Annotated in this window: 24 protein-coding genes and 2 pseudogenes; 12 read left to right on the top strand and 14 right to left on the bottom strand. The window is 71.5% G+C overall.

Going from position 1 to position 25094, the window contains the following annotated elements; translation table 11 throughout:
• Nucleotides 1-158: 158 nt before the first annotated feature.
• Both ACFZAM_RS21390 and ACFZAM_RS21385 read right to left on the bottom strand, forming a co-directional pair.
• Complete coding sequence (locus ACFZAM_RS21390) at nucleotides 159-842, bottom strand: response regulator transcription factor (RefSeq protein ID WP_355335441.1); 684 nt, start codon at nucleotides 840-842, stop codon at nucleotides 159-161.
• Nucleotides 843-1077: 235 nt separating this feature from the next.
• Complete coding sequence (locus tag ACFZAM_RS21385; RefSeq protein WP_355335438.1) at nucleotides 1078-1821, bottom strand: TetR/AcrR family transcriptional regulator; 744 nt, start codon at nucleotides 1819-1821, stop codon at nucleotides 1078-1080.
• A 198-nt stretch (nucleotides 1822-2019) separates the two neighbouring features.
• On the opposite strand from ACFZAM_RS21385, the gene ACFZAM_RS21380 reads away from it, so the two are divergent.
• From ACFZAM_RS21380 to ACFZAM_RS21370, 3 genes are all read left to right on the top strand, one after another.
• On the top strand, nucleotides 2020-3567 hold the full coding sequence (locus ACFZAM_RS21380) for a DHA2 family efflux MFS transporter permease subunit (RefSeq protein ID WP_391048207.1): 1548 nt from the start codon (nucleotides 2020-2022) through the stop codon (nucleotides 3565-3567).
• Nucleotides 3564-4421 (top strand): SDR family NAD(P)-dependent oxidoreductase, encoded by an 858-nt coding sequence (locus ACFZAM_RS21375; protein WP_391048205.1) that lies wholly within the window; start codon nucleotides 3564-3566, stop codon nucleotides 4419-4421. Before ACFZAM_RS21380 ends, ACFZAM_RS21375 begins: the two co-directional genes overlap by 4 nt.
• A gap of 155 nt (nucleotides 4422-4576) precedes the next feature.
• Entirely contained in the window at nucleotides 4577-5236 is a 660-nt protein-coding gene (locus ACFZAM_RS21370) for a hypothetical protein (RefSeq protein ID WP_355335430.1), read from the top strand.
• 94 nt (nucleotides 5237-5330) lie between these two features.
• On the opposite strand, the gene ACFZAM_RS21365 is transcribed toward ACFZAM_RS21370, so the two are convergent.
• Nucleotides 5331-5561: an acyl-CoA carboxylase subunit epsilon gene (locus ACFZAM_RS21365; protein WP_355335427.1), complete on the bottom strand. Its 231-nt coding sequence runs from the start codon at nucleotides 5559-5561 to the stop codon at nucleotides 5331-5333.
• A gap of 224 nt (nucleotides 5562-5785) precedes the next feature.
• Nucleotides 5786-6312: pseudogene (locus ACFZAM_RS21360) on the bottom strand (AAA family ATPase).
• A 163-nt stretch (nucleotides 6313-6475) separates the two neighbouring features.
• Between ACFZAM_RS21360 and ACFZAM_RS21355 the strand changes: the two are divergent.
• A complete protein-coding gene (locus tag ACFZAM_RS21355; protein ID WP_391048201.1) occupies nucleotides 6476-7546 on the top strand; it encodes a WYL domain-containing protein in 1071 nt (356 codons plus the stop codon).
• Nucleotides 7547-7674: 128 nt separating this feature from the next.
• On the opposite strand, the pseudogene ACFZAM_RS21350 reads toward ACFZAM_RS21355, so the two are convergent.
• The 4 genes and pseudogenes from ACFZAM_RS21350 to ACFZAM_RS21335 all read right to left on the bottom strand — a co-directional run.
• Nucleotides 7675-8559: pseudogene (locus ACFZAM_RS21350) on the bottom strand (MFS transporter); the annotation flags it as partial.
• Nucleotides 8560-8760: 201 nt separating this feature from the next.
• Nucleotides 8761-9426 carry a dihydrofolate reductase family protein gene (locus ACFZAM_RS21345; RefSeq protein ID WP_391048199.1) on the bottom strand — a complete coding sequence of 222 codons (666 nt, stop codon included), beginning with the start codon at nucleotides 9424-9426 and terminating at the stop codon, nucleotides 8761-8763.
• Nucleotides 9426-9938 (bottom strand): SRPBCC domain-containing protein, encoded by a 513-nt coding sequence (locus ACFZAM_RS21340; RefSeq protein ID WP_391048197.1) that lies wholly within the window; start codon nucleotides 9936-9938, stop codon nucleotides 9426-9428. The genes ACFZAM_RS21345 and ACFZAM_RS21340 overlap by 1 nt, the downstream gene beginning before the upstream one ends.
• A complete protein-coding gene (locus ACFZAM_RS21335) occupies nucleotides 9922-10284 on the bottom strand; it encodes a metalloregulator ArsR/SmtB family transcription factor (RefSeq protein WP_391048195.1) in 363 nt (120 codons plus the stop codon). The genes ACFZAM_RS21340 and ACFZAM_RS21335 overlap by 17 nt, the downstream gene beginning before the upstream one ends.
• Before the next feature lie 150 nt (nucleotides 10285-10434).
• Here ACFZAM_RS21335 and ACFZAM_RS21330 point away from each other — a divergent pair, with 150 nt between their 5' ends.
• From ACFZAM_RS21330 to ACFZAM_RS21320, 3 genes are all read left to right on the top strand, one after another.
• Nucleotides 10435-11328, top strand: a complete 894-nt coding sequence (locus ACFZAM_RS21330) for an oxygenase MpaB family protein (RefSeq protein ID WP_391048192.1) — start codon at nucleotides 10435-10437, stop codon at nucleotides 11326-11328.
• 79 nt (nucleotides 11329-11407) lie between these two features.
• On the top strand, nucleotides 11408-11695 hold the full coding sequence (locus ACFZAM_RS21325) for a hypothetical protein (RefSeq protein ID WP_355335413.1): 288 nt from the start codon (nucleotides 11408-11410) through the stop codon (nucleotides 11693-11695).
• A 120-nt stretch (nucleotides 11696-11815) separates the two neighbouring features.
• Nucleotides 11816-12970 carry a glutamate--cysteine ligase gene (locus ACFZAM_RS21320; protein WP_391048190.1) on the top strand — a complete coding sequence of 385 codons (1155 nt, stop codon included), beginning with the start codon at nucleotides 11816-11818 and terminating at the stop codon, nucleotides 12968-12970.
• A 57-nt stretch (nucleotides 12971-13027) separates the two neighbouring features.
• Here ACFZAM_RS21320 and ACFZAM_RS21315 read toward each other — a convergent pair whose 3' ends face one another.
• The 5 genes from ACFZAM_RS21315 to ACFZAM_RS21295 form a co-directional block, all read right to left on the bottom strand.
• Nucleotides 13028-15955, bottom strand: a complete 2928-nt coding sequence (locus ACFZAM_RS21315; protein WP_391048188.1) for a tetratricopeptide repeat protein — start codon at nucleotides 15953-15955, stop codon at nucleotides 13028-13030.
• 34 nt (nucleotides 15956-15989) lie between these two features.
• Complete coding sequence (locus tag ACFZAM_RS21310; RefSeq protein WP_355335405.1) at nucleotides 15990-16355, bottom strand: hypothetical protein; 366 nt, start codon at nucleotides 16353-16355, stop codon at nucleotides 15990-15992.
• 161 nt (nucleotides 16356-16516) lie between these two features.
• The gene (locus ACFZAM_RS21305) at nucleotides 16517-17170 is read right to left on the bottom strand and encodes a DJ-1/PfpI/YhbO family deglycase/protease (RefSeq protein WP_391048185.1); all 654 of its coding nucleotides are present in this window, start codon (nucleotides 17168-17170) and stop codon (nucleotides 16517-16519) included.
• A gap of 39 nt (nucleotides 17171-17209) precedes the next feature.
• On the bottom strand, nucleotides 17210-18250 hold the full coding sequence (locus ACFZAM_RS21300; protein WP_355335400.1) for a hypothetical protein: 1041 nt from the start codon (nucleotides 18248-18250) through the stop codon (nucleotides 17210-17212).
• Between the two features lie 34 nt (nucleotides 18251-18284).
• Entirely contained in the window at nucleotides 18285-18722 is a 438-nt protein-coding gene (locus tag ACFZAM_RS21295; protein ID WP_391048184.1) for a DJ-1/PfpI family protein, read from the bottom strand.
• 178 nt (nucleotides 18723-18900) lie between these two features.
• On the opposite strand from ACFZAM_RS21295, the gene ACFZAM_RS21290 reads away from it, so the two are divergent.
• From ACFZAM_RS21290 to ACFZAM_RS21270, 5 genes are all read left to right on the top strand, one after another.
• Nucleotides 18901-19656 carry an FCD domain-containing protein gene (locus ACFZAM_RS21290; RefSeq protein ID WP_391048182.1) on the top strand — a complete coding sequence of 252 codons (756 nt, stop codon included), beginning with the start codon at nucleotides 18901-18903 and terminating at the stop codon, nucleotides 19654-19656.
• 378 nt (nucleotides 19657-20034) lie between these two features.
• The gene (gene otnK / locus ACFZAM_RS21285) at nucleotides 20035-21351 is read left to right on the top strand and encodes a 3-oxo-tetronate kinase (RefSeq protein WP_391048180.1); all 1317 of its coding nucleotides are present in this window, start codon (nucleotides 20035-20037) and stop codon (nucleotides 21349-21351) included.
• Nucleotides 21348-21980: a class II aldolase/adducin family protein gene (locus ACFZAM_RS21280; protein ID WP_391048179.1), complete on the top strand. Its 633-nt coding sequence runs from the start codon at nucleotides 21348-21350 to the stop codon at nucleotides 21978-21980. Before otnK ends, ACFZAM_RS21280 begins: the two co-directional genes overlap by 4 nt.
• A 3-nt stretch (nucleotides 21981-21983) precedes the next feature.
• Nucleotides 21984-22655 (top strand): aspartate/glutamate racemase family protein, encoded by a 672-nt coding sequence (locus tag ACFZAM_RS21275; protein ID WP_391048176.1) that lies wholly within the window; start codon nucleotides 21984-21986, stop codon nucleotides 22653-22655.
• On the top strand, nucleotides 22652-23917 hold the full coding sequence (locus ACFZAM_RS21270; RefSeq protein ID WP_391048175.1) for an amidohydrolase family protein: 1266 nt from the start codon (nucleotides 22652-22654) through the stop codon (nucleotides 23915-23917). The genes ACFZAM_RS21275 and ACFZAM_RS21270 overlap by 4 nt, the downstream gene beginning before the upstream one ends.
• Nucleotides 23918-24017: 100 nt before the next feature.
• On the opposite strand, the gene ACFZAM_RS21265 is transcribed toward ACFZAM_RS21270, so the two are convergent.
• Entirely contained in the window at nucleotides 24018-24866 is an 849-nt protein-coding gene (locus ACFZAM_RS21265) for a cupin domain-containing protein (RefSeq protein ID WP_355335383.1), read from the bottom strand.
• Between the last annotated feature and the right edge of the window lie 228 nt (nucleotides 24867-25094).

The following is a 25094-nucleotide window of genomic DNA, read 5'->3' as shown; positions in this document are numbered from 1 at the left end:
ACGTGATGGCCGGCCCGGCCAATCACCAAATGTGGGGTTGCCTGTCCCCCCCCGGGGCGGCGGGCGGGGGGGGGGGGGGGGGGCGGGGGGGGGGGGCCCCCCCCCCCCCCCCCCGCTTCCGCTTCCTTTTCCCGTGCCGTGCGGGTCCGGGGGCCGGATCAGCCGAGGCCGACCCGGAATCCGACCCCGCGGACGGTGACGATCCAACTGCTCCGGCCCAACTTGTTGCGCAGCGAGTTGACATGGGTGTCCACCGTGCGGCTGGCCTGGTAGCCGACCGCGAGCACCGTCGGGATCTCCCATATCTCCGCGAGCAGCCGCTGCCGGGTCACGACCATCTCGGGGTGCCGCGCGAGGTAGTACAGCAGGTCGAACTCCTTGCGGGTCAGCTTCACCGGCTTCTCGTGCACCTGCACCTTGCGCGAGGCCGCGTCGATCCGCAGACCGCCGATCGACACCGTCGTCTTGGGGGTGACGACCGGTCGGCGCGGCTCCCGCCGCCGCATGACGGCCTCCATGCGGGCCGCCAACTCGCGGATCTCGTACGGCTTGTCGATGCAGTCGTCGGCGCCCGCCCGCAGTCCCAGGACCCGGTCCAGCTCGGTGCCGCCGCTGGCGAACGCGATGACGGGGATGTCACCCGTCTCCCGCATGCTGCGGCAGACGGCCAGGCCGTCGATGTCCGGGAGATCGAGGTCGAGCAGGACGAAGTTCGCCTGCCGGAAGGTCTCCAGAGCCGCGGTTCCGGAATCCACGGTCGTCACCTCATGGCCGTACCGCTCCAGATTGCGGGCCAGGGCCGCGGCTTCGTGCTCCTGCGCCTCCACAACGAGTATGCGCACGGTATCTCCCTTGGAGTTGTACGGACCGAAGGTGGATTCACGGCCGCAAGCTCCATTGCCTGCATAGCTGTTAGGTGGACACATCCATCTAGTGCTGATCCGCGGCGCGGATTCTCAAACCGTTCTCATCGATTCGAGCCAGGGAGTTCATGCGAGGACACACGGACTTCGCGGATCCGCTTCGGAGATATCCGTTCGCGGGAAGGCGCGGTAAACCGTGTCGAATCGTCAGAGGTCAGGGAGCGGTCACCGGCAGGGAGCGGTTCTGCTGGACATCTCGGAACGCGCGCAGGAAAGTGTCGACCGCGGCGTCGGCCACGGTGTGGAGTTCGGTGTCCGGTACGGGTCGGGTGCCGAGTTGGGACCGCGCCTCCATGGGGCCCGTGAGCAGAGCGAGGAACTGCTCCGCGGCCTCGACGGGGTCGCAGGGGCGCAGCAGACCGGCCAGGGAGAGCCGGGCCATCCGGTCGGCGAGGGTCTGCCGGAGCCGGTCGGCGCCGCGCCCCCAGACGACTTCGAGCAGTCCGGGGAAGCGGGTGATCTCCGCGTGCAGCAGTCGGCGCAGCGCCCAGGAGCGGGGGTCGCAACACTGGAGCAGCATGCGGTATCCGACCTCCTCCAAGCGGGACCTGACCGGGTCGGAGCCCTCGCCGTCCCCGCTCTCCTCGTCGGCCTCGCCGTTTCGGCCGTTCGCGCCGCCCTCGACCGTCAACTGCTCGGCCAGGGCGAGGTTTCCGTCCATCACCGCGTTCCCCGTCGCCTCCATCGCGGCGTGGAAGAGGTTCTCCTTGTCGCCGAGGTGGTTGTAGACGGTGTGCTTGGCGACGCCCGCAACTTCGGCGATCTCCTCCATGCACGCACCGGCGTACCCCCGCTTGGCGAACACGGCGAAGGCCGCGTCGAGGATCGCCTGACGCTTGTCGATGCGGCCTCGCGAGGCCGTTCGGTTGCCTGATGCCGATGTCGCAGTTCCGCCCACCCTCGCAGCGTACCCGATACGGGCGTTGAGTTACACCAGCCGGTGCAGTTTGTTGCCCACCGACGTTGTCAGCGTCCTGAGTGGTGCCCTAATCTGCACTGGCGAGTGCAATTTGGCTCGCTGTCATCTGACGTGCCGCCATCTGACGCGCGGCCACCTCACGCCACCTCATGCCACTTCACGCCACCGGAGAGACTCATGGCGCATCCGTCGAACGAGGGCCTTGACCCCGCGCTGCGGCGACTGATCGGAGTGATCCTGTTAGGCGGGATCATGGGGATCCTCGACGGCTCGATGATCGCCGTCGCAGCGGACACCCTGGTCAAGGACTTCGACACCTCACTCAGCGCGGTCAGTTGGGTGTCCACGAGCTATCTGCTCGCCCTGACCGTGAGCATCCCGGTCACCACCTGGGCCGTCGACAGGTTCGGCGGCCGGCGGCTGTGGCTGCTCGGCCTGGTGATCTTCCTCGCCGGTTCCATCAGTTCCGGACTCGCGTGGAACATCGGCAGCCTGATCGCCTTCCGCGTGCTCCAGGGACTCGGCGCGGGTCTGCTCGACCCGCTGATGCTGACCCTGCTGGCCCGTTCGGCCGGACCCAGCCGGATCGGACGGGTCATGGGCCTCATGGGCGTCGTCGGCTCCAGCGGCCCGGTGTTCGGCCCGGTGATCGGCGGATTCATCCTGCAAGGCGTGTCCTGGCGCTGGATGTTCCTGGTCAACGTCCCGATCGGCCTGCTCGCGCTGGTGCTCGCCCTGCGGGTGATTCCGGACGACAAGCCGACCGGCGAGCAGCCGGTGAGCAAACTCGACACCGTCGGCGTCGCGCTGATCGGCCCGGGCGTCGCCGCCGCCGTGCTGACCTTGTCGCAGTACGCCGAGCGGACCGAGTTCTCCGCCTGGCAGGTGCTCGTCCCGCTGGTCGCCGCGGTCGTGCTGCTCGGCGCCTACGCCGTCCACGCGCTCCGCGAGCGCACCACGCAACCGCTCATCGACCTGCGGCTGTTCGCCTCGCGCAGCTTCTCCGCCAGCGTCACCGTCGGCGCCCTGGTCGGTCTGGCCACCTTCGCCAGCCTGTTCGCGCTGCCGCTGTATTACCAGCAGGTACGCGGCCACGACACCTTCGCGTCCGCGCTGCTGCTCGCTCCGCTCGGTGTGGGGTCGGCCCTGTCGATGCCGCTGACCGGACGGCTGTCCGACAAGGTCGGCTCACGGACCCTGGTGATGTGCGGCGGCGCGGTCGCCACGCTGAGCGCGCTGGCCTTCACCCAGCTCAGCGCGGACACGTCCCAAGTCTGGACGGCCGTGGTGGCGTTCACGATCGGCCTCGGCCTCGGCAGCGTGGGCGCGCCCACCATCGCCTCCCTCTACCGCACGCTCCCGCCGCATCTGGTGCCTCAGGGCAGCACCGTGCTGTACATGCTCAACCAACTCGGCGCCGCGATCGGCATCGCGCTGGTGGCACTGCTCGTCCAGAGCGCGGGCAGCGGCGACGCCCTCGGCGGCTTCCGGCACGCATACTGGGGCGTGACCGGCGCGCTCGTCCTCGCCCTGATCGCCGCGACCCAACTGCCGGGCCGTCCCAAGCCGCAGGAATCCGACGGCGGTACGCCGCAGGAACAGCACGCCGACGTGAACTCCGACGTCACCGCCGACGTCCACTCCCATGCCGACTCCGCGGTCGGCTCCGACATCCGCTCCGCGGAGGCTCCCGCCTCCCTGGCCGCCCAAGGGGACACCCTGTGAAGACCATTGTGATCGCCGGTGGCACCGACGGCATCGGAAAGGCGCTGGCGGCCACCCGGCTCGGCAACGGCGACACCGTCGTCGTCATCGGCCGCAGCGAGGTGAAGGGGAAGGCGTTCCTGGAGAGCGCCGCGACAGTCGGCGCCCAGGACCGGGCCTTCTTCATCCCTGCCGACCTCAGCCTGCTGGGCGAGAACGAACGGGTCCTCAAGAAGCTGCGCGCGCGGTTCCCGACGATCGACGCCCTGGTCCTGTGCGCCCGCCACTACCGCACCGAGCGCGCCCTCACGGCCGACGGCATCGAGGAGAACTTCGCGCTGTTCTACCTCAGCCGCTACCTGCTCGGACACGGCCTGGTCGACACGCTGTCCGCCGCCGAACGGCCCGTGGTGGTCAACGTGGCCGGTCCCGGTGCGAGTCTGAGCGTTGTCCGCTGGGACGACCTGGAGCTGCGCCACGGTTACCACGGCGGCGCCGCGCTCGGTCAGGGCGGAAAGCTCAACGACCTGCTCGGCGTCACCTTCGCCGAGCGGTACGGGGACAGCGGCATCCGCTACGTCCTGATCCACCCGGGCGTCACCGCGACGAGCTTCTCCGGCGAGTACGATGATGTGACGCTGCGTCAGATCCTGTCGATGCAGTCGTTCGCCAAGCCGGTGGAGGCCGCCCTCCCGCCGATCGTCGACGCCATCGACGCCCCTCCCGCCGAGCCGTTGAGCGCGTTCGTCGAGGGGCTTCGGATCGGGGTGAAGGACCGGTCCTTCGCGCCGGACGCGGCCGAACGCCTCGACGCGGCCACCGAGCGGATCCTGGAGGAGCACCGGGGGCGGACCGGCGGTCCCGGCGGGAATTGACGGTCTCCAGAAGGTGTCACAAGCGGAATTGATGTTCTTTTCACAATCCTGAGCCGGGATTCCTGGGCGCGGGTCACCGCTGGTCGGAGAATGTTCCGTACCACGCCGTGGCCCGCGCCTTTCGTGGAGCCACCTCATTCCCGAGGAGCCGAAGAATGTCCCACGCGTCCACCTCGCGGCCCGTCATCGAGAATCCCCAGAGCGACATCGTGCTCGTCGGCACGGTCCCGACGGAGAGCGGAAAGGCGGCGCAGACCGCGGAAGCCGTCGTCGCCCACTGGCGGTCCGGCGAGTGGCCGCCGGAGCTACTGTCGCTCACGGTCTACACGAGCAGCGAAGGCGACTCGGTGCTGACCTACGCGCAGTGGTCCGCGGAGGAGCCGCTGCGGCAGTCCCTGAAGGAGGAGGGCAGCCTCTCCGACACGGCGTCCGCCGTCCCCGGCGCCCCGGCGCCCGTGCCCTACCGCCTGTACCGCGCGGTCCGCGGCTCCGGCATCGCCGACCCCGCCCCCGTCGCCGAGTCCTTCCCCGTGGCCTTCTTCGGCGCGGAGAACGACCAGGCCGCCCGCGCCTTCGTGGACGCCCTGTTCGCCGGCGAGGAGGCCACCGAGGGCCAGGACCGCGACTACCCCGGCGGGATATCGGCGAACATGCACATCAGCGTGGACGGCACGAGCGTCCTCAGCTTCTCCGAATGGGTGACGGAGGCCAACGCCGTCGCCCACATCGAAGCCGTCTGGGAGCCGGTCCTGAAGGACCTCGGCGGCACCGGTCTGCTCTACCGGCACTTCAGCACCCTGCTCCCGACCGCCTGAACACCCCACCGGCCGGCCCCCGCCCTCGGGGCGGGAGCCGGCCGGTTCCTCATGGCTCAGGACCTCAGCGGCTCATCCGCAGGACCTCGGCGGCTCATCCGGCCGCGCGTGCGTACGCGTGCCAGACGCGAGGCGCGTCGAACAGGTGCACCCGCTCCGACCGCCGCCACCGCGCGGCGGGCACCGACACCACGTCCCCCGGCACCGGCAGATCGGGACCCGCCGCCGTACGGGCGAAGAGCACGGCGACAAGCGCGGCCAGTTCCTCTGGAGTCGCACAACCGCGCACCACGCGCAGCTGACGAGAATCGATCGAGTCGGTCATCACACATCCTTCTTCGCGCGGTCGGAAAAGTCGAGGCCACACCGGCAGCGGAAATGCGCCGCACCTCAACCTCAAGGTTCCAGGGAAACCGGTCCCCGCTCAAGACACCCCGATTCAGGACTCCGTCAGATTCCACAAGTCCTCGCCAGCCGAATTCAGCGACCGCCAGCCGAATGTCAGATCCCCTTGACCCGGCCCGCCTTCCGCGCCGCAGGGGCGGAGCGTCAGGCGAAGGACGGCCAGCGATGGCCGGCCCAGTGGCGCCAGTCCGTCCAGCCGGGCGGTGGGGCGGGGGCGGGCTCGCGGCCTGTCCGCTCCGCCGCGTCGGGCTCCTCGAAGTGGGCTCGACCGCGCAGGAGGTCGGCGTCGGTCATCGGAAAGGTCTCCGCGGGAGTGCGCGCCCAGCGCCGGGCGATCCGGGCACGCTGGGTCGCGTCGTCCACCGGCAGGTAGACCATGCGGAAGCGGGCGTCCTCGGCCTCGGTGAGCCAGCGGATCGCGGACCGTTCGTCCCGGGACCAGCAGCCGTAGTCCACCACGACGTCGGTGCCGAGCCGGAGCGCCTCCAGGCCGAGCCAGAGCATGCGGCCCTCCAGCACGTCGCGCTTCCCGTCCGCGTCCGACCTGTCGAACAGCGGGATCATCCACTCGTCGGGTGTCAGGCGCAGCGCGCCGTGCTCCGCGGCGAGCAGGCGGCCCTCGTGGTCTTTCCGGCCCCGGGCAGGCCGACCATCAGGAACAACGTGGTCACGCCCCGAGCGTGGCAGGCGAGCCGGGCGGACGGCCACCGCTTTATCCGCCCGACCGCCCGACCGCCCGACCGCCCGACCGCCTGACCGCCCTCACCGCCCCGACCGCCCGGGCGGTCCCCGTCGAACCGGCGCACCCGCTCCCGGACCTGGAATGATCGGGCCATGCGCGCCGCCCGGCTCCTCTCGCTCATCCTCCTGTTGCAGAACCGGGGGAGGCTGACGGCCGGTGAGCTGGCGCAGGAGCTGGACGTCTCGGTGCGGACCGTCTACCGGGACATCGACTCGCTGAGCGCCGCGGGCATTCCGGTGTACGGGGACGCCGGGCACGGCGGGGGATACCAGCTGCTCGGCGGGTACCGGACCCGGCTGACCGGGCTGCATGTCGACGAGGCGGAGTCGCTGTTCCTGGCCGGACTGCCCGGCGCGGCCGACGACTTGGGCCTGGGGGAGGTGCTGGCGGCGGCGGAGCTGAAGCTGACCGCGGCCCTGCCGCCACCGCTGCGGGACCGGGCCGGGCGGATCCGTGAGCGGTTCCACCTCGACGCGCTCGGCTGGTACCGGGAACAGGACTCCCCGTCCGCTCTCCTACCGCTCGCCGACGCGGTGTGGAATCAGCGGCGGATCCGGGTGCGCTACCGCCGCTGGGCCGCGCCGCAAGAGGTCGAGCGCGACCTCGACCCGTACGGCCTGGTCCTCAAGGCGGGGGTCTGGTACCTCGTCGCCGCGGTGGACGGCGCGGTGCGCACGTACCGGGTGTCCTCGATCCTCCGCCTGGACGTCGGGACGACCGGCTTCGAGCGGCCGGACGGGTTCGACCTGGCCGCTCACTGGCAGCAGTACCTCGCCGTCTACGACGCCCGAAGGCTGCGGCTTCAGGGCTCCGTACGGATCGCTCCCGCGCTGCTGTCCGCGCTGCCGGACCGCCTGGACGCGGCTCTGGTCCGCGCGGTGGAGACCTCGGCGGGGCCGCCGGACGCGGACGGCTGGGTGACGGCGACGGTGCCGCTGGAATCGGTCGAGCTGGCGGTGCCCGTACTGCTGTCACTGGGCCCGGACATCGAGGTGCTCGGCCCCGAGGAGCTGCGCCGCGCGATCGCGGAGCGGGCGGCGGCCGTGCTCGACCGGTACCGGCCGGCGGACTCGCCCGGCCGGGCGGGGGCCGACGAGCGCAGCAGCACTCCGGCGGACAGGGTCGCCAACAGGGCGAGAGCGGCGAGGACCCCGAAGCCGTAGCGCGTGTCGGTGCTGTCGGTGACCTTCCCGACCAGGAACATCACCGCGACCGTGGCCGCCAGCCCGCCGCCGTTCGCCAGCCCGAAGACCCGGCCCACCGAGGCGTCGTCGGCCGAGGTCATCAGCATGGTCCGCGAGGCGATCCGGGCCTGCCCGAAGAAGAACGCGCCCACCGGCACTCCGACGAGATAGCCGGCGATCCCGAACTGGCTCTGGAGTACCAGGCCCACGGCGCAGAGCAGGAAGCCCACGACGGCGATGCGGAGGTCGGGACTGCGTCTGCTGACGATCCGGTACGCGCCGGCCGCCGCCAGGAAGCCGAGGCAGCCCAAAGCGTCCACCGCGCCGAACGTCCCCGCCCCCAGGCGGAGTTCACCGATGACCGCGGTGGGCAGCAGGGCGTTGAAGACCGTGACGACCACGCTTCCCTGGGCGTAGAGCAGGATGAAGTGCCGCATCCGCATCCGCATCGGTGTCCGCGTCGGCGTACGCGCCGCCACCGGCGCCGACTCCCCGGCGGCGGTGGCCGTCGGCGCCCGTTCCGGGCGACGCCCCACCGCGGCCACGCACAGCGCCGAGACGGCGAAGGTCCCGGCGTTGAACACCAGCAGCGGCACGGCGCCGAACGCCTGGACGGACAGCCCGCCGACCGTCGCCGACAGCAGCATCCCCGCCTGGGTCCCCATCTCGTAGCGGGCGTTGAACCGCCGCAGCCGGTCCGCCGGGACCCGTTCCTTGATCAGCGCGGAGCTGGCGGGGAAGAACAGCGCGCCGACCACGGCGAGCGCCAGGTTGGCGCCGTAGATCCCGGCTCCCGGAGAGCCGCCGCAGACCAGCCAGAGCGGCAGGGCCAGGGCCAGCGCCGCACTGGAGAGATCGCAGCCGATCCACAGGGCCCGCCGGTCGAAGCGGTCCGCCAGCCGCCCGAAGAAGGGTGACAGCAACGCCTGCGGCCCGGCGACGGCGATGAAGAGCCAGCCGACGGCCATCATGGTGCGCTGTTCCCTGATCATGAGCAGCGCACCGACGATGAGCTGGACGTTGTTGCCGAGAGCGGTGGCGAAGGCAGCGGGTACGAGCAGCCGCTCGGCCCGCCGGGAGTGCCGACTGAGGATCATGGCACCACTGTCCGGCGCTTCGCTGACATCCTGTGTCAGTGAAGTCTCTCCGCCCGGTGACGTCTTCGCACCGCCCCCGAGCGGCCGGGCCGCCCGCTACCGCCGCTTGACGGTGTAGGTCAGGTGGGTCACCCGGGACGACGCGTCCGTGCGGGTCTGGTCGAGGGCGAGACGGTCGGGGTCCACGCGCTCGAACAGGCGGATGCCGGTGCCGAACAGCACGGGCGCGAGGGTGATCGAGAACTCGTCGACCAGGCCGGCGTCCAGGTACTGCTGGATCGTCTCGGCGCCGCCGGAGATACGGATGTCGCGGTCGCCCGCGGCCTCGCGGGCCCGGTCGAGCGCGCTGGAGATGCCGTCGTTGACGAAGTGGAAGGTCGTGCCGCCCGGCCGCTCCCACGGGTCACGCTCGACGTGGGTCACGACGAACACCGGGGTGTGGAACGGCGCCTCCTGGGGCCACGCCAGCTCTCCGGCGTCGAACATCCGCTTGCCCATGACGCTCACGCCGGTGCGCTCGTACGTCGCCCGGGCGATGTCGTTGTCGATCCCCTCCTCGCCGCCCTCGCCGAGCTTGAGATTCTCGCGGAACCACCGCTGCGGGAAGATCCACGCCTGGAGCTCCGACCACTTCGCCATCCAGCGCCGGACCCCGGGGTCGCTCTGGCCTTCGGGCGAGAAGACGTCCTCGACGGGCACGGCGTCCGGCGCCATGAAGCCGTCGAGCGACATCGTCACACTGAAGAACACCTTGCCTGCCATCAGTCGTCCGCTCCCTTCGACGCGGCCCCGTTCCCGGTGAGTTCGGCGACGTAGACCGCCAGATTGCGCAGCGTCTGCTCGCCGCCCTCGACCGCGTGGTACTTCTCCGCCGCCTCGTCGCGCAGCTCCCTGGTCGGGAACACCGTGCGCATCACGAGTCGGGTCTCCTCGTCCGCCGGTTCGAAGGTCAGGACCGACTCGAAGGTGTGGGGGTCGTCGCGGGACTCGCCGTGCAGCAGCGCGATCCGCCGCGACGGGACGATCTCGGTATAGGTGATCCACTCCTGGTAGTCGGTCCCGTCCGGCCCGTGCATCACGAAGTCCCAGACCCCGCCGACGCGGAAGTCGAAGGACCGCGTCGTGGTCGTGAACCCTTCGGGGCCCCACCACCGCGAAAGGTGCCGGACCCGTGTGAACGCCTCGAACACCAGCTCCCGTGGGGCGCCGATGGTCCGGGAGACCACGATCTCGCGGTCCGCCGCCGCCTCGCCGCCGCTATTGGCCGTCGTCATCCGGTGGTTCCTCCTGCCTTGCCTGTTTCAGATCTCGTACGTACGTGTCCAGCCGGTCGAAGGTCCCGTTCCAGAACTCCTCGAAGCCGCCCGTCCACTCATGGATCGGCCGCAGCCCGCGGGCGTCCAGTCCGTAGAGCCGCTGCTTGCCCGCGCCGCGGACCCGCACCAGCCCGACCTCGCGGAGCACCCGCAGGTGCTTGGACGCCTGCGGCTGGGTCATCCCCAGCTCCCGCGCCAGCTCGGTCACGGGCCGCTCGCCGCCCCGCAGCAGCGCCAGGATCTCCCGCCGCTGCGGCTCGGCGATCGCGTTGAACGCGTCCGAGGTCGTCGCCGCTCGTGCCATGACTCCATCGTATGCCTATATCGGCATGCGTCAACCGCGGCATGCCGCTCCTGAGGTTCCGCGCCCTCGGTGCGGGCCGCTCGTCCTGGCCGCCGCGCCGCCGGGCGGCTCGGTACCCTCGGCGGAGGGAGACGGCCCCTGGAGGCGCTGGTGGGACTGCGGGAACGGATCGCGAGGGAACTCACCGCGACCATGCACGGCGGGGATCTCGAACTGGGACGGTACGCGGCGCCGCCCGGTGATCCCGGACTGTTCGGGATCGCGCCGGGGGACCCGGTGTGGCGGGTGCACGGGCACGCCACCGGGATGCTCACCGGCGGTTTCGCCGCGCTCATGCTCCAGTCGCTGCATCCGCTGGCCATGGCGGGGGTCGACGACCACTCCGACTTCCGCGCCGATCCGGTCGGACGGCTGAACGGCACCGTACGGTTCATCACCACGACCACCTTCGGCTCCTCGGCCGCCGCCCGCGAGGTGATCGACCTCGTCCGGCGGATCCACACCCGCGTGCACGGCACCGCCCCCGACGGCCGCCCGTACCGCGCGGACGACCCCGATCTGCTCACCTGGGTGCACACCGCCGAGGTACGCAGCTTCCTCGCCGGCCACCAGACCTACGCGCCCCGGCCGCTGCGGCTGACTCCCGCCGAGTGCGACGCCTACTACCGCCAAGCCGCCCCCGTGGCCGAGGCGTTGGGCGCGCGGAACATACCGCGCACATCCCTCGAAGCCGAGCGCTACCTGGCCCGCCTGCGCCCCCAACTCCACGCCACCGCAGCCGCGTTGGACTCGGTACGGTTCCTGCGCCGCTTCGGACGCACACGACGGGAGCGGCTGGTCGTCGGCCGGCTCATGAACGCCTCGGTCGGACTCCTCCCCGGCTGGGCCCGTACCGAATTGGGCGTTCACCGCCCGGTCGCCGTCCGCACCGGCTGGGACCGGCCCCTCGCGACGGCCGTGGGCCGCACCATCGAATGGGGGCTCGGGCCCTCCCAGATCCAGGCCGCCGCGCGAGGGCGGCTGGCGCAGGCGCCACAGGGATGACGGGGGCGCGGACCGGACCGCGGCCGACGTACGGGCCTCACGATCCGGGGGCGCGCGACCCGCGTGGGATCATCGGTCCATGAGCAGCGACCTGGAAGTGAGCGCTCTGGCGATCAACGTGACGATCCCGCGGGAGCTCCGCTGGACGGACACCCGACGCGGCGAGGAGTTCACGCTGACCACACTCAACGTCCGGCTGCTCCCGGACGGTCGACTCGCCGCCAAGGCATACGGCCGGCCGGTCGGCGGCGGCAGGGGCGCCTACGTCTCCTTCCCCGTCCCCGACAGACCCGAACTCGCCGCCCTGGTCGACGCCGCCGCCGGCCGGGCCGGGGCGCTGTGGGCCGCCCATCGCGGTCTCGGCTGAACCCGTTTCGCCGCGAGGGGGAGAGGGCTCGCAGGGGAGCGCGGCCCGAGACGCCGATCGATGCCAGGTCTGCTCCGTGACGAGGCCGTTCTGGGGTAGCAGACGGCTATGACGACAGGCGTGACCATTGGGGTCGAAGAGGAATTCCTGCTGCTCGACCGCAGGACCGCACTGCCGGCGCCACGCGTCGGCCAGCTCCGGATCGCGGCGGAGCGCGAGCCCGACCTGGGAAGCGAGGAGGTCGACACCGAGCTTCTGCAGTCCCAGGTGGAGGTCGCGACCCCGGTCTGCTCCGACCTGGACGAGGTCGCCGCGCATCTCACGCGGTTCCGGAAGTCGCTGAGCGCCGCGGCGCGCAGCGTGGACTGCCGCCTGGCGGCGACGGGCGGCGCACCCCTCATGGCCGAGGCGTCGGTGCCGGTGACCGGTGAGCAGCGGTACCGGGACATGCGGGTGGACGCGGCGCGCCTGGTCGACGAGCAGTTGATCTGCGGTATGCACATCCATGTCGCCGTGCCCGACCGCCAGGCCGGGGCCGCCGCGCTGGGCCGGATCCGTCCCTGGCTGCCGCTTCTGGTCGCGCTGGGAGCCAACTCCCCGTTCTGGGACGGGCGGGACACCGGCTTCGCCAGCTGGCGCACCGTGATCTTCGGCCGCTGGCCGGTCAGCGGATCGCCGCCGTTCTTCTCCGGCGCCTCCCATTACGAGGAGCGGGTCGACGCCCTGCTGGGCACCGGGGTGATCGCCGACCGGCACCAGCTCTACTGGCACGCCCGGCTCTCCGACGAGTACCCGACGCTGGAGGTCCGCGCCCCCGACGTCCAGCTCGACGTCGACAGCGCGATCACCCTCGCCGGGCTCGCCCGCGGCCTGGTGGTCACCGCACTGCGCGAGGGCAGCGTCGGCGGCCGTCCCCTCGACCCGCCGGCCAGCGTCCTCCAGGCCGCGGGCTGGCACTCCGCCCGCCACGGCCTGACCGCCAACCTGGTCGACCCCCGCACCAATGAGCCGTCCCAGGCCGCCGACGTGCTCGGCGCCCTCCTGGACTGCGTCACCCCAGCCCTGAAGGAACTCGACGACCTCGACCGGGTGACCTCCGGCGTGCGACGACTCCTCGACAAGGGCACCGGCGCCGCACGCCAGCGCGCCGCCCTCGCGCACGGCGGCACCGAGGAACTCCTCGACCTGATAGCACCCGAGCCCGTCGATCCGGCGGACGGTGACGACGCCCGGCAGCCGGAAGCGCCCGTCATCGCCCGGGCGGGACGCCCGTAGGGCATGGAATCGGCGCCGGCTCCCGGCGACGAGCGGCAGCCGCGCGCCGATTCCCCGCTACGCCCAGGACGACCCGCCGAGGCGGCTCGCGAGCAGGAGCGTCGCGGCCACGGGCTTCACGGGGATGTCGCCGAGCTTCTGGCAGAGGGTCATCGCCTGTCGCAGCGCGAGGTCGGCTTCCGCGGGGTGTCCGGAGGCCAGGAGGTGTGAGCCGAGGTTGGTCAGGACGATCGCCTCGCGCTCGCTGTCGCCGCGTTCACGGAAGACGGCGAGCGCCCGGCGAAAGGCCGCTGTGGCGTCCGCCTCCTGACCGGTCTTGGACAGGGCCAGGCCCAGGCGGTTCTGCGATTCCGCTTCGCCCGCGCGCGCACCGGCTTTCCGGCTGAGCGCGATGGCCTGCCGGAGGTGGTCGGCCGCCTCTTCGTAGCGCCGCGCCGCGAGCAGTGTCGCGCCGAGGCTGTCCAGGAGGACGGCCTGATTCGGTTCGTCGTCCTCTTCGCGCCGTACGGCGAGCGCCCGGCGGAGGGTCTTCTCGGCTTCGTCGTACCGGCCGAGCCAGTGGAGGGCCGCGCCGTGCGCGGCGAGCCGTCGGCGTTCGTTCGAGGCGCTGCCGGTCTCCTCGGCGCAGGCGGCGGCTTCCTCCAGCGCCCGTAGGGCCTGCGCGAACCGGCCCACGCGCACCAGGGCCTCGCCGATGTCCCCCTGGATCTCGCCTTCGACGCGGCGGTCGCCGATGTCGCGGAAGATCGAGACCGCCTGCTCCAGGGCCTCGATGCCCTGCTCCTCCCGTCCGTTCCGGCCGTGGACGAGACCGAGGAAGCCCAGCAGCCTCCCCTCCCCGAAGCGGTCGCCGCTCTCCCGGCAGATGAGCAGGCCCTTGTAGAGGGCCGCGACGGCCTCGTCGTCCTGTCCCGTCCGGGTCAGACACGCGCTGTCAACGACGACGGCTCTGCCCTCGGCGGCGCGGTCGCCGGTCCTCCGGTGGATGGCCAGCGCCCGCTGGTTCGCCTCCTCCGCTTCCGCCGCGCGCCCCGTATGGGCCAGGGCGAGCGCCAGATACGTCAGCGCCGACGCCTCGTTGTCATCGGCGCCGGCCTCCCGGAAGAGCGAGGCGGCCGTCCGGAACGGTTCGACGGCCTCCTGCTCCCGCCCCGGCAGCAGCACGGACAGCCCCAGAAGATGCTGTGCCCAGCCCTCCGCCGCCCGGTCACCGGTCCATCGGCAGACCGGCAGGGCGACGGCCGCCAGAAGGGTCATCTCCTCGAAGTGGAGGCGCAGGGAGCAGAATTCGGCGAGGCAGTACGAGAGGGCGACGGGCACGGCGGGGTGGCCGAGTCCCGTGGCGAAGGCGGCGGCACAGATCAGGTTGGCGAATTCGTCCTCCAGCCAGGACAGCGCCTGCGCGCGATCCCGGACCAGGGGCGCGGGCGACGGTACGGGGCCCTTGAGGTGCGCGTCGGCCGCGACCGCGGTCCGTACGTAGTAGTCCATCAGCCGGGCCAGCGCCGCCTGCGCCTGATCCGCGTCGGCGCGCGCCGCGCCGCGTTCGTCCGCGTAGAGGCGTACGAGACCGTGCATGCGCCAGCGGCCCCAGGTGCGCGCGGGTTCGATGAGGTGGGCGCGGGCGAGGTCGCGCAGCATGACCTCCGCGGTCGTCTCGTCGGCGCCGCACAGGTGGGCCGCCGCGCTGGTGCCGATGTCGGGGCCGCTGTTGAGGGGGAGCAGCCGGAAGAGCCTGGCGCACGCGGGGGAGACCTGTTCGAGGTGCTGGTGGGAGAGGTCGAACGCGGCCCGTACCGCCCGGTCCTCGCGGGTGAGGTGGTCCAGGCGGCGCTGGGCGTCGGCCAGTGCCTGGGCGAGGGACGCGAGCGGGCGGCCGGGGGTGTCGGCGAGGAGCGCCGAGCAGATCCGCAGGGCGAGAGGTAATCGCCCGCAGTATTCGGCGATGCGCAGGGCGTCGTCGGGTTCGTCGGCGACGCGGGTGTCGTGCGGGCCGCGGGCCTGCCGCAGGACATTGCGGATCAGGTCCACCGAGGCGTCGGCGGCGAGAACGTCGAGTTCGCACAGGCGGGCGCCGACGTCGAGGGTGTGGCGTGAGGTGACCAGGGCCGCGTTGCGGCCGTCGCCGGGAAGCAACGGGAGCACCTCGTCGGCGCTCGAGGCGTTGTCGATGACGACCAGGACCCGGCGGCCGTGTTCCGCGCAGGCGGCCAGCACCGACCGGTACAGCGCGACGCGGGCCCGCGGATCGGCGGGAATGTCCGCGTCGGCGATGCCGAGAGCGCTCAGCCATGGGCCGAGGACCCGTTCGGGGAGCAGACGCAGGTCCCGGTCGTAGCCGAGGAGATCGGCGAAGAGGACACCGCCGGGGAACCAGCCGGGTTCTGCGGTCGCCCGCGCGGCGGCCTGGAGGACGAGCTCCGTCTTGCCGACGCCCGCCAGCCCGGTGACCACGGCGGCGACGGGTCCGTCGTGCCGCTCGGTCCGTGGCCGCAACAGGTCCAGCAGCTCGGCGAGTTGCTTGTCCCGGCCGGTGAAGTTCGCGGCGCGGACCGGCAGTCCTGACCCGGCCAGGGGAGTCTCGCGCGGCACCTGCACGGTGATGTCCCGGCCCTGGAACACGGCGCTGAAGAACGTACCGCCGTGCACGTGGTTGGCGACGTCGCTCGCCGAACCGGCTGCGGAGGCGGGGTCATTGGGCTCGTCCCGGCTCCCGCGCGGCCAATCGTCCAGCCCCGCGCGGAAGTCCGGATCGACGGCGGCGCGCTCCGCGAGTGCGACGCTGAGCGCCTGCGCGCGTCGCAGGTCACCCGGTGCCCGCTCCAGAGCCCGCAGCTCCGCCGACGCCGAGCTGACCGGGAGCGGTGAAGCCGGTCGCTCCGGGACGGGGCTGCTGACGAGTTCGCCCAGCTCCCGCCAGGCAGCACGCGCCTCGTCCCGCCTGGCCGACAACTCCGCCAGCCGTCGCGCCGAGATCACCTCCACACGCGCCCCGCCCCGGTCACCGCGTCCGCCGTGGCTACGCGTCGGAGGGCCGGCGGAGTGTGTACCAGGCCGCTCCCGCCAGGGCGGCGGCGGTCACGGCGAGGGCCGCGTGCGGCAGGAACCGTCCCGGCCGGCTGGCCTTACGGTAGGCCAGCACGGCGCCGTTGGACTGCCAGCTCAGCGCGGAGCGATTCGACTGGCCCGACAGCAGCGAGCCGGCCGACTGGAACGAGCCGATGGACGTCGCGGACATCACCGATCCGAGCGACCCGATGGACAGGACCGACGCCACCGAACCGATCGACAGGACCGACCCGGCCGAGGCGATGGACAGCACCGAATCCGTGCACCCGATGGACAGCAGTGAGTTGTGTGACCCTGTCGGCCAGCGTGAGGACATACTGACACTGTCTCACCCCGCACCCCGTCGCACCCCGCATTCCCGCCCGCGAGACAGCACCCGGCAGCTTCGGCGCCGCACCGCTCACAGAGCCGTGACGACGCCCCCGCCCGGCCCCGCGCCGGATCGATCGGCCCGGTCACCGGCCATGTGCGAGCGTGCTAACCCACCGCGTAGGCGCGGTAGTTCGCCGAGCCGGGGCCCGCGGCGCGGTTCTTCAAGGTGGCGGACCGTTGATAGGTCGCGGACGAGTGGGGGGCCGAGATGGGCGGCCGGTCGGGGGTGAGCTGCTCCGCGGCCTCGAGCGCCGTGATGATCGTGGAGACGAACACCGGCAGGTCGTCCGGCAGCGGTGACGTGATGAGATTCCCGTCGACCACGATCGGCTCGACGACGTAGTCGGCCCCGGCGTGGATCAGGTCGTCACGGATCGGCGCGACCGAGGTGACGCGGCGGCCCGAGACGATTTCGGCGGAGGCGAGCAGCCATCCCGCGTGGCAGATCGCCGCGACGATCCTTCCCTGCCGGTCCACTTCACGGACGAGCGCGACGATGTTCTTGTCGCGTCGCAGGTATTCGGGCGAGAACCCGCCGGGGACGACGAGCGCGTCGATGTCCTCGGCCACCAGGTCCGCGACGTTGACCTCGGCTCGGGCCGGATAGCCGATCTTGCTCGCGTAGACCGCGTCCGTGGCCGGTCCCGCGATGACGACCTGGGCACCCGCCTCGCGGAGCCGGAGCACCGGGTACCACAACTCGAGTTCCTGGTAGAGGTTCTCGACAAGGACGACGACTCGGGCGTCTTGAATTCTCATGTGCTTCCCTCTTGGGCGACGGATCGATTGCGGGGCGGCTCAGACGTCGATCGCGAAGATCCGCCGCGGGTTGTGGATCATGAGCGCGTCGAGCTGCTCGTCGGTGACGCCCTTGGACTTCAGGCGCGGGACGAAGCTGGTGAACATGTAGCCGAGGTCGACCTTCTCGTTGAGCAACTGGGGGTCGGACTCGGTCACCCCGGCGCGCGGATTGAAGAACCAGCGGTCGAACGAGATGACCACGTTGTCCAGGTATCCCTCGTCGATGAGCGTCACCAGGGCGTTCGCCATGGCTTCGTCCAGTTCCTCGGCGCTGCCGACGCGCCAGGGGATGCCGACGTGGTCGAGCTGGACATTGGCGCCCATGGCGAGGATCTCGCGCATCATCTCGACCTGCGGGGGGACGAAGGCGTGGCCGATGATGACCTTCGCCAGGTCCATGCCCTCCTCCGCGAGGATCTCCAGTTGCTCGCGGCCGGGGTTGGTCACCTCGAAGTCCATGGGGTCGATGTGGGTGTTGATGGCGCAGCCCACCTGCGTCGCCGCCCGGGCCGCGGCGCGGATCACCCGGTCCTCCACCTCGTGGATGTGCCGGCCGTTCGGGCCGAGCGGGCTCGGCTTCGGCGTGACGCTCTCCTGGCCGGTCGCGATCTTGATGGCACCGGCCCGGTAGGGGGTCTGCTGCCAGGCGAAGACCATTCCCTCGGTGAGGTCCTTGACGAAGAACTCGGTCAGCTCCTCGACGGTCTGGCGCCGCCAGTAGTACGGCACCCCCATCCGCTCGGGGAAGAAGCCCGTGATGGCGACGACGTTCATGCCCGTCTGCTTGGCCACGTCGACCATGAACTGCGGGTGGCGGCCGACCTCGGGCGGGGTCATGTCGACGATGGTCCCGTAGCCGTACCCGTCCATCCCGCGCTGGACCTGGCCCGCGACGAAGTCGACCGCGGCGCTGTAGTCCAGCACGGTGCGGTGGTCCAGCTCCGCTCCGGGGTAGCCGTAGAGCAGGTGCTCGTGGCTGAGGATCTTGCCCGAGTTCTCCGCGGGCACGTCACCGAGGACTGTTCGTAGAATCTTCAACGTTTCTGCCTCCTGCTCTCGAATGCGGTCGTCGTCACTTCTGGGACCAGCGGCTGAACAGCTCCCGGTACAGCTCGGGCATGCCGTCGGCGTCCGGCGCGGTCAGCCAGTTCGGGCTGGTGAAGCCGGGGCCCAGCAGCGAACGCACGAGGTCGGTGCCGGTTCCGCTGGAGACCAGGTGGCCGTGCCGGACGGAGAAGTCGCCGATCAGGGCGCGCTGACCGGCCGAGGCGACCGGTACCGCGCCCACGCCGCCCGGCACCACCAGGGCGTCGATGGTCAGCCCCGCCAGTTGTTCGACGGTCGAGGTCGGGACGACGGGGTAGCCGAGGTGGCTCTCGCAACCCTCCGGGTCCGACGTGACCAGGTGCAGGTCGGCGCCGGCCTCCCGCGCGCGGAACACCGGATACCAGAACTCGACCTCCTGGTACCCGGGGAACGACAAGACGACGACTGTCCGGGACTGGGGCATACGACTTTCCTTCGGGTTGCACACGGCAAATGAACCTGGCTGGTTGTCTTACAGGTTGAGTATGCGGGATATGTTCAAGGTTCCGCAAGGTTTGTGACCCGAGGTGGGGGAGTGTCCGTGGGGTATCCGGCGGGCTGGTGATTGCGCTCGACCCCCTGACTGGCGCAGACTAGGGTCCGTGGAAGAGCAGCCAGACAGTCTGTCAATACCGGTCCGGGAGCGGCAGTCGCGCAAGCTCGTGGCGATGAAGCGGGTGGCACGGCACAGCGCTGTCGATGTCGTACGCAATCAGCTCGTCGAGCTCATCGAGCGCGGCGAGATTCCCGTGGGGGACTGGCTGCCCTCAGAGGCGGAGATGTCGCGCGCGTTCGGGGTCAGCCGGCCCGCCCTGCGCGAAGCCCTGGGCAGCCTGCGGGCGTTCGGCTACATCGAGTCCCAGACCGGCCGGGGTTCGATGGTGGTCTCCAACCGGGCTTCCAGCTCACTGACGTTGAGCCAGTACTCCTCGACCGATCTCAACGAGGTGCGCCGCCACCTGGAGGTGCCGACGGCCAAGCTGGCCGCGACCCGCCGGTCCGAGGAGGAACTCGCGGTCATCGTGGAGGCCTGCGAGGCGTACGCGGTGGAGGCGGACCCGGAGATCAGGGTCCGGCTGGACAGCGAACTGCACATCGGGATCGCGTCCGCGACGGGCAATCCCCTCTTCCCTCGGCTGATCAAGGACATCCGGTCGATCCTCGAGGAGCAGTCCCTGGCGCTCTCCGTGTCCGCCGAGCGCTGGCGGCACTCGACGGAGGAGCACTTCGCCATCTGCCGGGCGATCCGCGACCGCGACCCGGACCGCGCCTCCGAGGCGATGGTCGCCCACCTGCGCGCCGTCGAGGACGCGGTCAGCATGCTGCAACGACCGGAAACGCCGCTGTCGTCGAACTGAGGTGACCGCGGCGCCACGAGAGTGGCGTCGTCGCGGCCATGAGGGCCGGAACGCCCCGAAGGGGCGTACGACCGGCTCGCACTCCACGTCCTAGCTGTCTGACAGGTCGCTCGAACGCCGTCACGGGACCCGGCTCGCCGTCTGTCGCCGAGCCGAGCCGCGCCGATCCGAGCCGAGCCGTGCCGCGCGTTGGTGCGCGCCGCCGCGCCGCCCTCCGGCATGCGTCCCATGCCCCATGCCCCATGCCCCGTGTGCCCGTTGCGCCGTGTCCGGGTACGCGTCGGCGCGCGCACCGCCGCGACCTGTGACGCGCCTGCTCCCCGCCGCGTCGCCGTGCTACATTTCAACCTGTCAGACTGCCTGACCTTTGGGGGAAATGTGGGTGACTCGGAAGTGATCGGGATCATCGCGGACGACATCACCGGCGGGTCGGACGTGGCCGCGGCGCTCAGCGCGGCGGGCAGACGGACGGTCCAGCTGGTGGGCGTGCCCGGCCCCGACCTCGAACTGCCGCCGCATGACGCCGTCGTCGTCTCGCTCAAAACGCGCAGTGTGCCGCCGGAAGAAGCGGTGGCCGAATCGCTGGCGGCACTGCGCCGACTGCGGGACCTCGGGGCGCGCCGGATCGGCTTCAAGATCTGCTCGACGTTCGACTCCACGCCTCGCGGCAACATCGGACCCGTCGGACTCGCCCTCGCGGACGCGCTGGACAGCGGGATCACGCTGGTCTGCCCGGCCGCACCGGCCAACGGCAGGACCGTCTACCAGGGGAACCTGTTCGTCCACGACCTGCCGCTGGCGGAGTCCTCGCTGGCCCGGCACCCCCTCAATCCGATGACCGACTCCAACCTCGTACGGCTGCTGACCGCTCAGACCACCGCCGAGGTCGGTCTCGTGGATCACTCCCGCGTACGGTCCGGGGCCCCGGCCGTACGCGCCCGGCTGGCGGACCTGCGCGCGGCCGGTGTGCGTTTCGCGGTCGCGGACGCGATCTGCCGTGACGACCTGCTCGTCCTCGCGGACGCCATCGGTGACGCGGCCTTCTGGATCGGGGCGAACGGTCTGCACGCGGCGGCCGGGGCGGCGGCTCAGGACAGCGCGACCTCGCACGGCACGGTCCCGGCCGACGCGGTCGGGCCCGGCCCCGGCGACTTCGCGGACACCATCGCGGGACCCACCTTCATCGTCGCGGGCAGCTGCTCGGACGCCACTCGCGGCCAGATCGCCGCTTTCCGCGAGAGCGGCCCGGCCATCGCCCTCGACCTCGCGCGGGTACGGGACGACGCGGGGTACGCGGCCGAAGTCGTCGCGCGTGCGCTGACCTTGTTGTCGGACTCGCCTGCGGTGCTGGTCCACAGCGCGGCGGACGCCCGCCAGCCGACCGAAGAAGCCGAGGCCGAAGCCGGGGCCGGAACCGGGGCCGGCTCGACCGACCTGGGCTCCGCCATCGAGACCTTCCTCGCCGAACTGGCCGCCGGAGCGGTCGACGGCGGGATACGGCGTCTGGTCGTCGCCGGAGGCGAGACCTCCGGCGCGGTGCTGCAACGGCTCGGCGTACGGGCCCTCCAACTGGGCGGCCCCATCGATCCGGGCGTGCCCTGGATGCGTTCGCTCGGCCCGACCGAGCTGGCACTCGCGTTGAAGTCCGGCAACTTCGGCGGACCGGACTTCTTCCTCAAGGCCGTGGCCCGATGACGCCGACGGTCGCGGGCGACCTGGTCGCGTACGCCAAGCTCCTGTCCGACCGCGGGCTCGCGCACGGCCGTACCGGAAACCTGAGCGTGCGTACGGCGGACGGCGTGCTGGTCACCCCGACCGGCTCGGCGCTCGGCTCACTGACCGAGGACGGCCTCGCGCACGTCGACGAGCGGGGCGCCCGGTTGTCCGGCCCGCCGCCGACCAAGGAACTCCTGCTGCACCTGGCGGTGTACCGCGCCCGCCCCGAACTGCGCGCCGTCGTCCACCTCCATTCCCCCTGCGCCGTCGCGGTCTCGCTGCTGCGGGACACCGATCCGTCCGACGCGATTCCCCCGCTCACCCCCTATTACGTGATGCGGGTCGGCTCCCTCCCGGTCGTGCCGTACTTCCGGCCCGGGGACCCGGCCATGGCCGAGGCGGTCGGCCCGCTGCTCACGCGGTCCCACTGCCTGCTGCTGGCCCACCACGGCACGCTCGCCGGAGGCGGCACGCTCGCCGACGCGGCGGAGGCGGCCGAGGAGATCGAGGCGACCGCCAGATTGTGGCTGGCCGTCCGGTCCCATGACATATCCACTCTGACCAGCGACCAGATCGGTGCCCTGCGTCCGGCCGACCCGAACAGGTGACCCATGTCCGACCGTCCTGTCATCACCATGATCCACACCGTGACCACACTGCCCCCGGTCTTCACCGCCCTGGCCGCCGAGTCGCTCCCTCACGAGATCGAGCTGCGCCACATCGTGGACGACAGCCTCCTCTCGGTGACCCGCGCGGAGGGAGGAGTACGCGCCGGAACCGCCCGGCGCCTGCTCGGGCATGTCTGGTCGGCGGCCGACGCTGGCGCCGACTTCGTACTGGTCACCTGCTCGTCGCTCGGCGAGGCGGTGGAGCTGACCAGGCCCTTCAGCACGGTCCCGGTGCTGCGGATCGACGAGCGGATGGCCGAGGAAGCCGTACGGAGCGGTCCGCGGATCGGGGTGATCGCGACCCTCGGCACGACGCTGGCCCCGACCGCGAATCTGATCCGCCGGGCGGCCGAACAGGCCCATGCGCCGATCGAACTGGTCGAGACGCTGTGCGTGGGCGCCTTCGAGGCGCAGGCGGCCGGCGACCCCGCCGCCCACGACGCGCTGGTCCGTGACGCGCTGGGCGAGCTGATCCCCCGATGCGACGTCATCGTGCTCGCTCAGGCGTCGATGAGCCGCATCGTCGCGGAACTCGACGAAGCCCCGCGGATTCCCGTACTGGCCAGTCCCCGGTCGGCGCTTGAAGCGCTCGCCGACCGGCTGCGCCAGTCGTGACGGGTACGGCCGAGGACCGGGAGGCGAGCCCGGCCACGCGTATCCGGGCGCGGTGGCTGTACGGGGGAGCGGGCGTCGCGCGACGGGGCGCGGCGATCCTGGTCCGCGGCGACAGGATCGCCGCGGTCGGTCCCGACGCCGATGTTCCGCACACCGGCGGTCCCGAGCTGACGTTCGAGGCGGCGACGGTACTTCCCGGCCTGATCGACGCGCACACCCACCTCCTTCTGCCGTACGGCCGGGATCTGACGCGGGTGGACAGCGGTTCCGCCGCCGCGACGGCCGCCGCGCGCGCCGTCGCCGCCCGTCTGCTGGGCAGGGGTGTCACCACCGTCCGCGATCTCGGCTCACCCGGGACCGACGGCCAGGCCCTGCGGGACGCGATCGGCGCGCGGCCCGCGGACGGTCCCACCGTCGTGGCCGCGGGCCGCCCGATCACCTCACCCCACGGCCACTTCCGCTCGTTCGGCATCACCGTCGAGGGGGCCGCCGAGGCGGCCGGGGCGGTGCGGCTGCTGCACGACGAGGGAGCCGACCTCGTCAAGATCGCGGTGACCGGCGGTTCGCTGACCCCTGGCACCGATATGAGCAGGGCGTATCTGGGGCGGTCCGAGATGGCCGCGATCGTGGCCGCCGCGCACGCCCGCGGGATGCGGGTCGCCGCCCACGCGCACGGCACCGAGGGGATCGAGATCGCGCTCGCCGCCGGGGTCGACACGATCGAGCACTGCACCTGGCTCGATGCGCGCGGCCGGATTCAGGCGCCGCCACCTGAGCTGCTGCGCGCCCTGTGCGACCGGAGGCAGTCGGTCGTTCTCGCCGGTCCGATCGAGCCGGCGATCGCCGATCTGCTGGACACGCCAGTGCCGTCCGGCGCGGATTCACCGATGGCGCCCGGCCTGGAGCGGCGGCTGCGGATCTGGCGGAACGGACGGACGCTCGCCCGTGCGGGCGTGCCGGTGGCCTTGGGATCGGACTCGATCTACGGGCAGTTCCCCGACTGCCGCGACCTGACGGTCAGGGCGCGCGCGATGGTCGCGTTCGCCGGATGGCGACCGGCGGAGGCGCTGGCGGCGCTGACCTCCGGAGGCGCCCATGCCCTCGGCCGCGCCGGTGAGGTGGGCACGATCGCGCCCGGCGCGTACGCCGACCTCCTGGTCGTCGCGGGAAACCCGACCGAGTCGATCGGCGACCTCGACCGGGTCGTCGCGGTGTTCAAGCGAGGCCGCCGGGTGGCGCGGGACGCCCCCGTGAACGGCTGACGTTCTTCTCCGCCCAAGAACGCGAACGGCGACCGCCGCCTACCCGAGGGTAGTCGGCGGTCGCTCATGTCCTGCCGCTGCGCCGGCGGTCGGCCTGGGGTCAGCCGGTGGCCGGCAGGTAGTCCGGGGCGACGCAGAACACCGCGCGGGCCCCCTTGGCCGCCACGTTGTAGAACGAGTGCGGCGTACCTTCCGGGATCTGGCACGAGTCGCGCGGGCCGAGCTCGAAGAAGACCCGCGTCTCCGGGAACTCGACATGGACGGTGCCTTCTTCGACGAAGAACAGCTTGTCGCCCTGGTGGGTGAACACGTCGCTGCGCTGGCCCGGCAGGAAGCGCTGCTTCCCGATGGTCACGTGCTCCGTGCTCAGCATGATGCCGGTGAGCAGCTCCCGGCCGCGCTTGTGCCCCTCCAGGCGCCACAGGATGTCCTCGTCCCTGGCCGCCCACATGGTCTTCGCGGCGTCGGCCTCGGCACGCGCCATCGGCCAGCGGCCGATGTACTCGTCCTGCTTGTGCTTGTAGGTGGTGATGTTCTCGTGGGTCTGCGCGTACGGCTGGCCCGTGCCGGTCTTGGGCGAGGGGTGGAAGAACTCCACGAACCGCAGCTCGGTGTCGCTGTAGTTCCACTGGTGGTGCCAGGTGTCCTTGCGGAACCAGGCCGCGTCGCCCGCCTCGATGACGAGGACTTCACCGGTGGTCGGGTTCGACTGGACCATCGTCCCGTCGAGAACGTAGAAGAACTCGTCGGATCCGAAGATCGACCGGTTCTCGTCCGAGTGGATGACGGCACCGCCGACCGGGATGGCCACGATGTTGACGCTCATCTTCTCGTCGCTCGCCAGGAACCAGTCCGGCAGCTTCCCTGACTCGTCGTCGCCCCACACCAGTCGCAGTGCGTCCCGGTAGGGCACGAGGCGAGGCTGTTTGCCTTGGTCGGTCTCTGTCATGTCACTTCTTTCTGCTTGCGGCGGTTCCGTGCGAACTGCCGGCGAACCCAGAACACGTCGTGCGCGGAGGCACCACGTGACCGCGCCTCGCGTCCTGCCTGGCTGTCAGACAGCAGTGTCATAGTGCCATGGGCTGAGCTTGGCTTGCAATCACCTTGCGGTCACGGTTCGTCCGATTGAGCCCCGGTGGAAGTCCAGGTGAATCAAGTGCGACCTGGCTCTTGACAG

The sequence above is a fragment of the Streptomyces sp. NPDC008079 genome (assembly GCF_042957385.1).
Taxonomy (GTDB): domain Bacteria; phylum Actinomycetota; class Actinomycetes; order Streptomycetales; family Streptomycetaceae; genus Actinacidiphila.
Note: the sequence above shows the minus strand (reverse complement) of the source record. Positions and strands in the feature narration are given on the sequence as shown.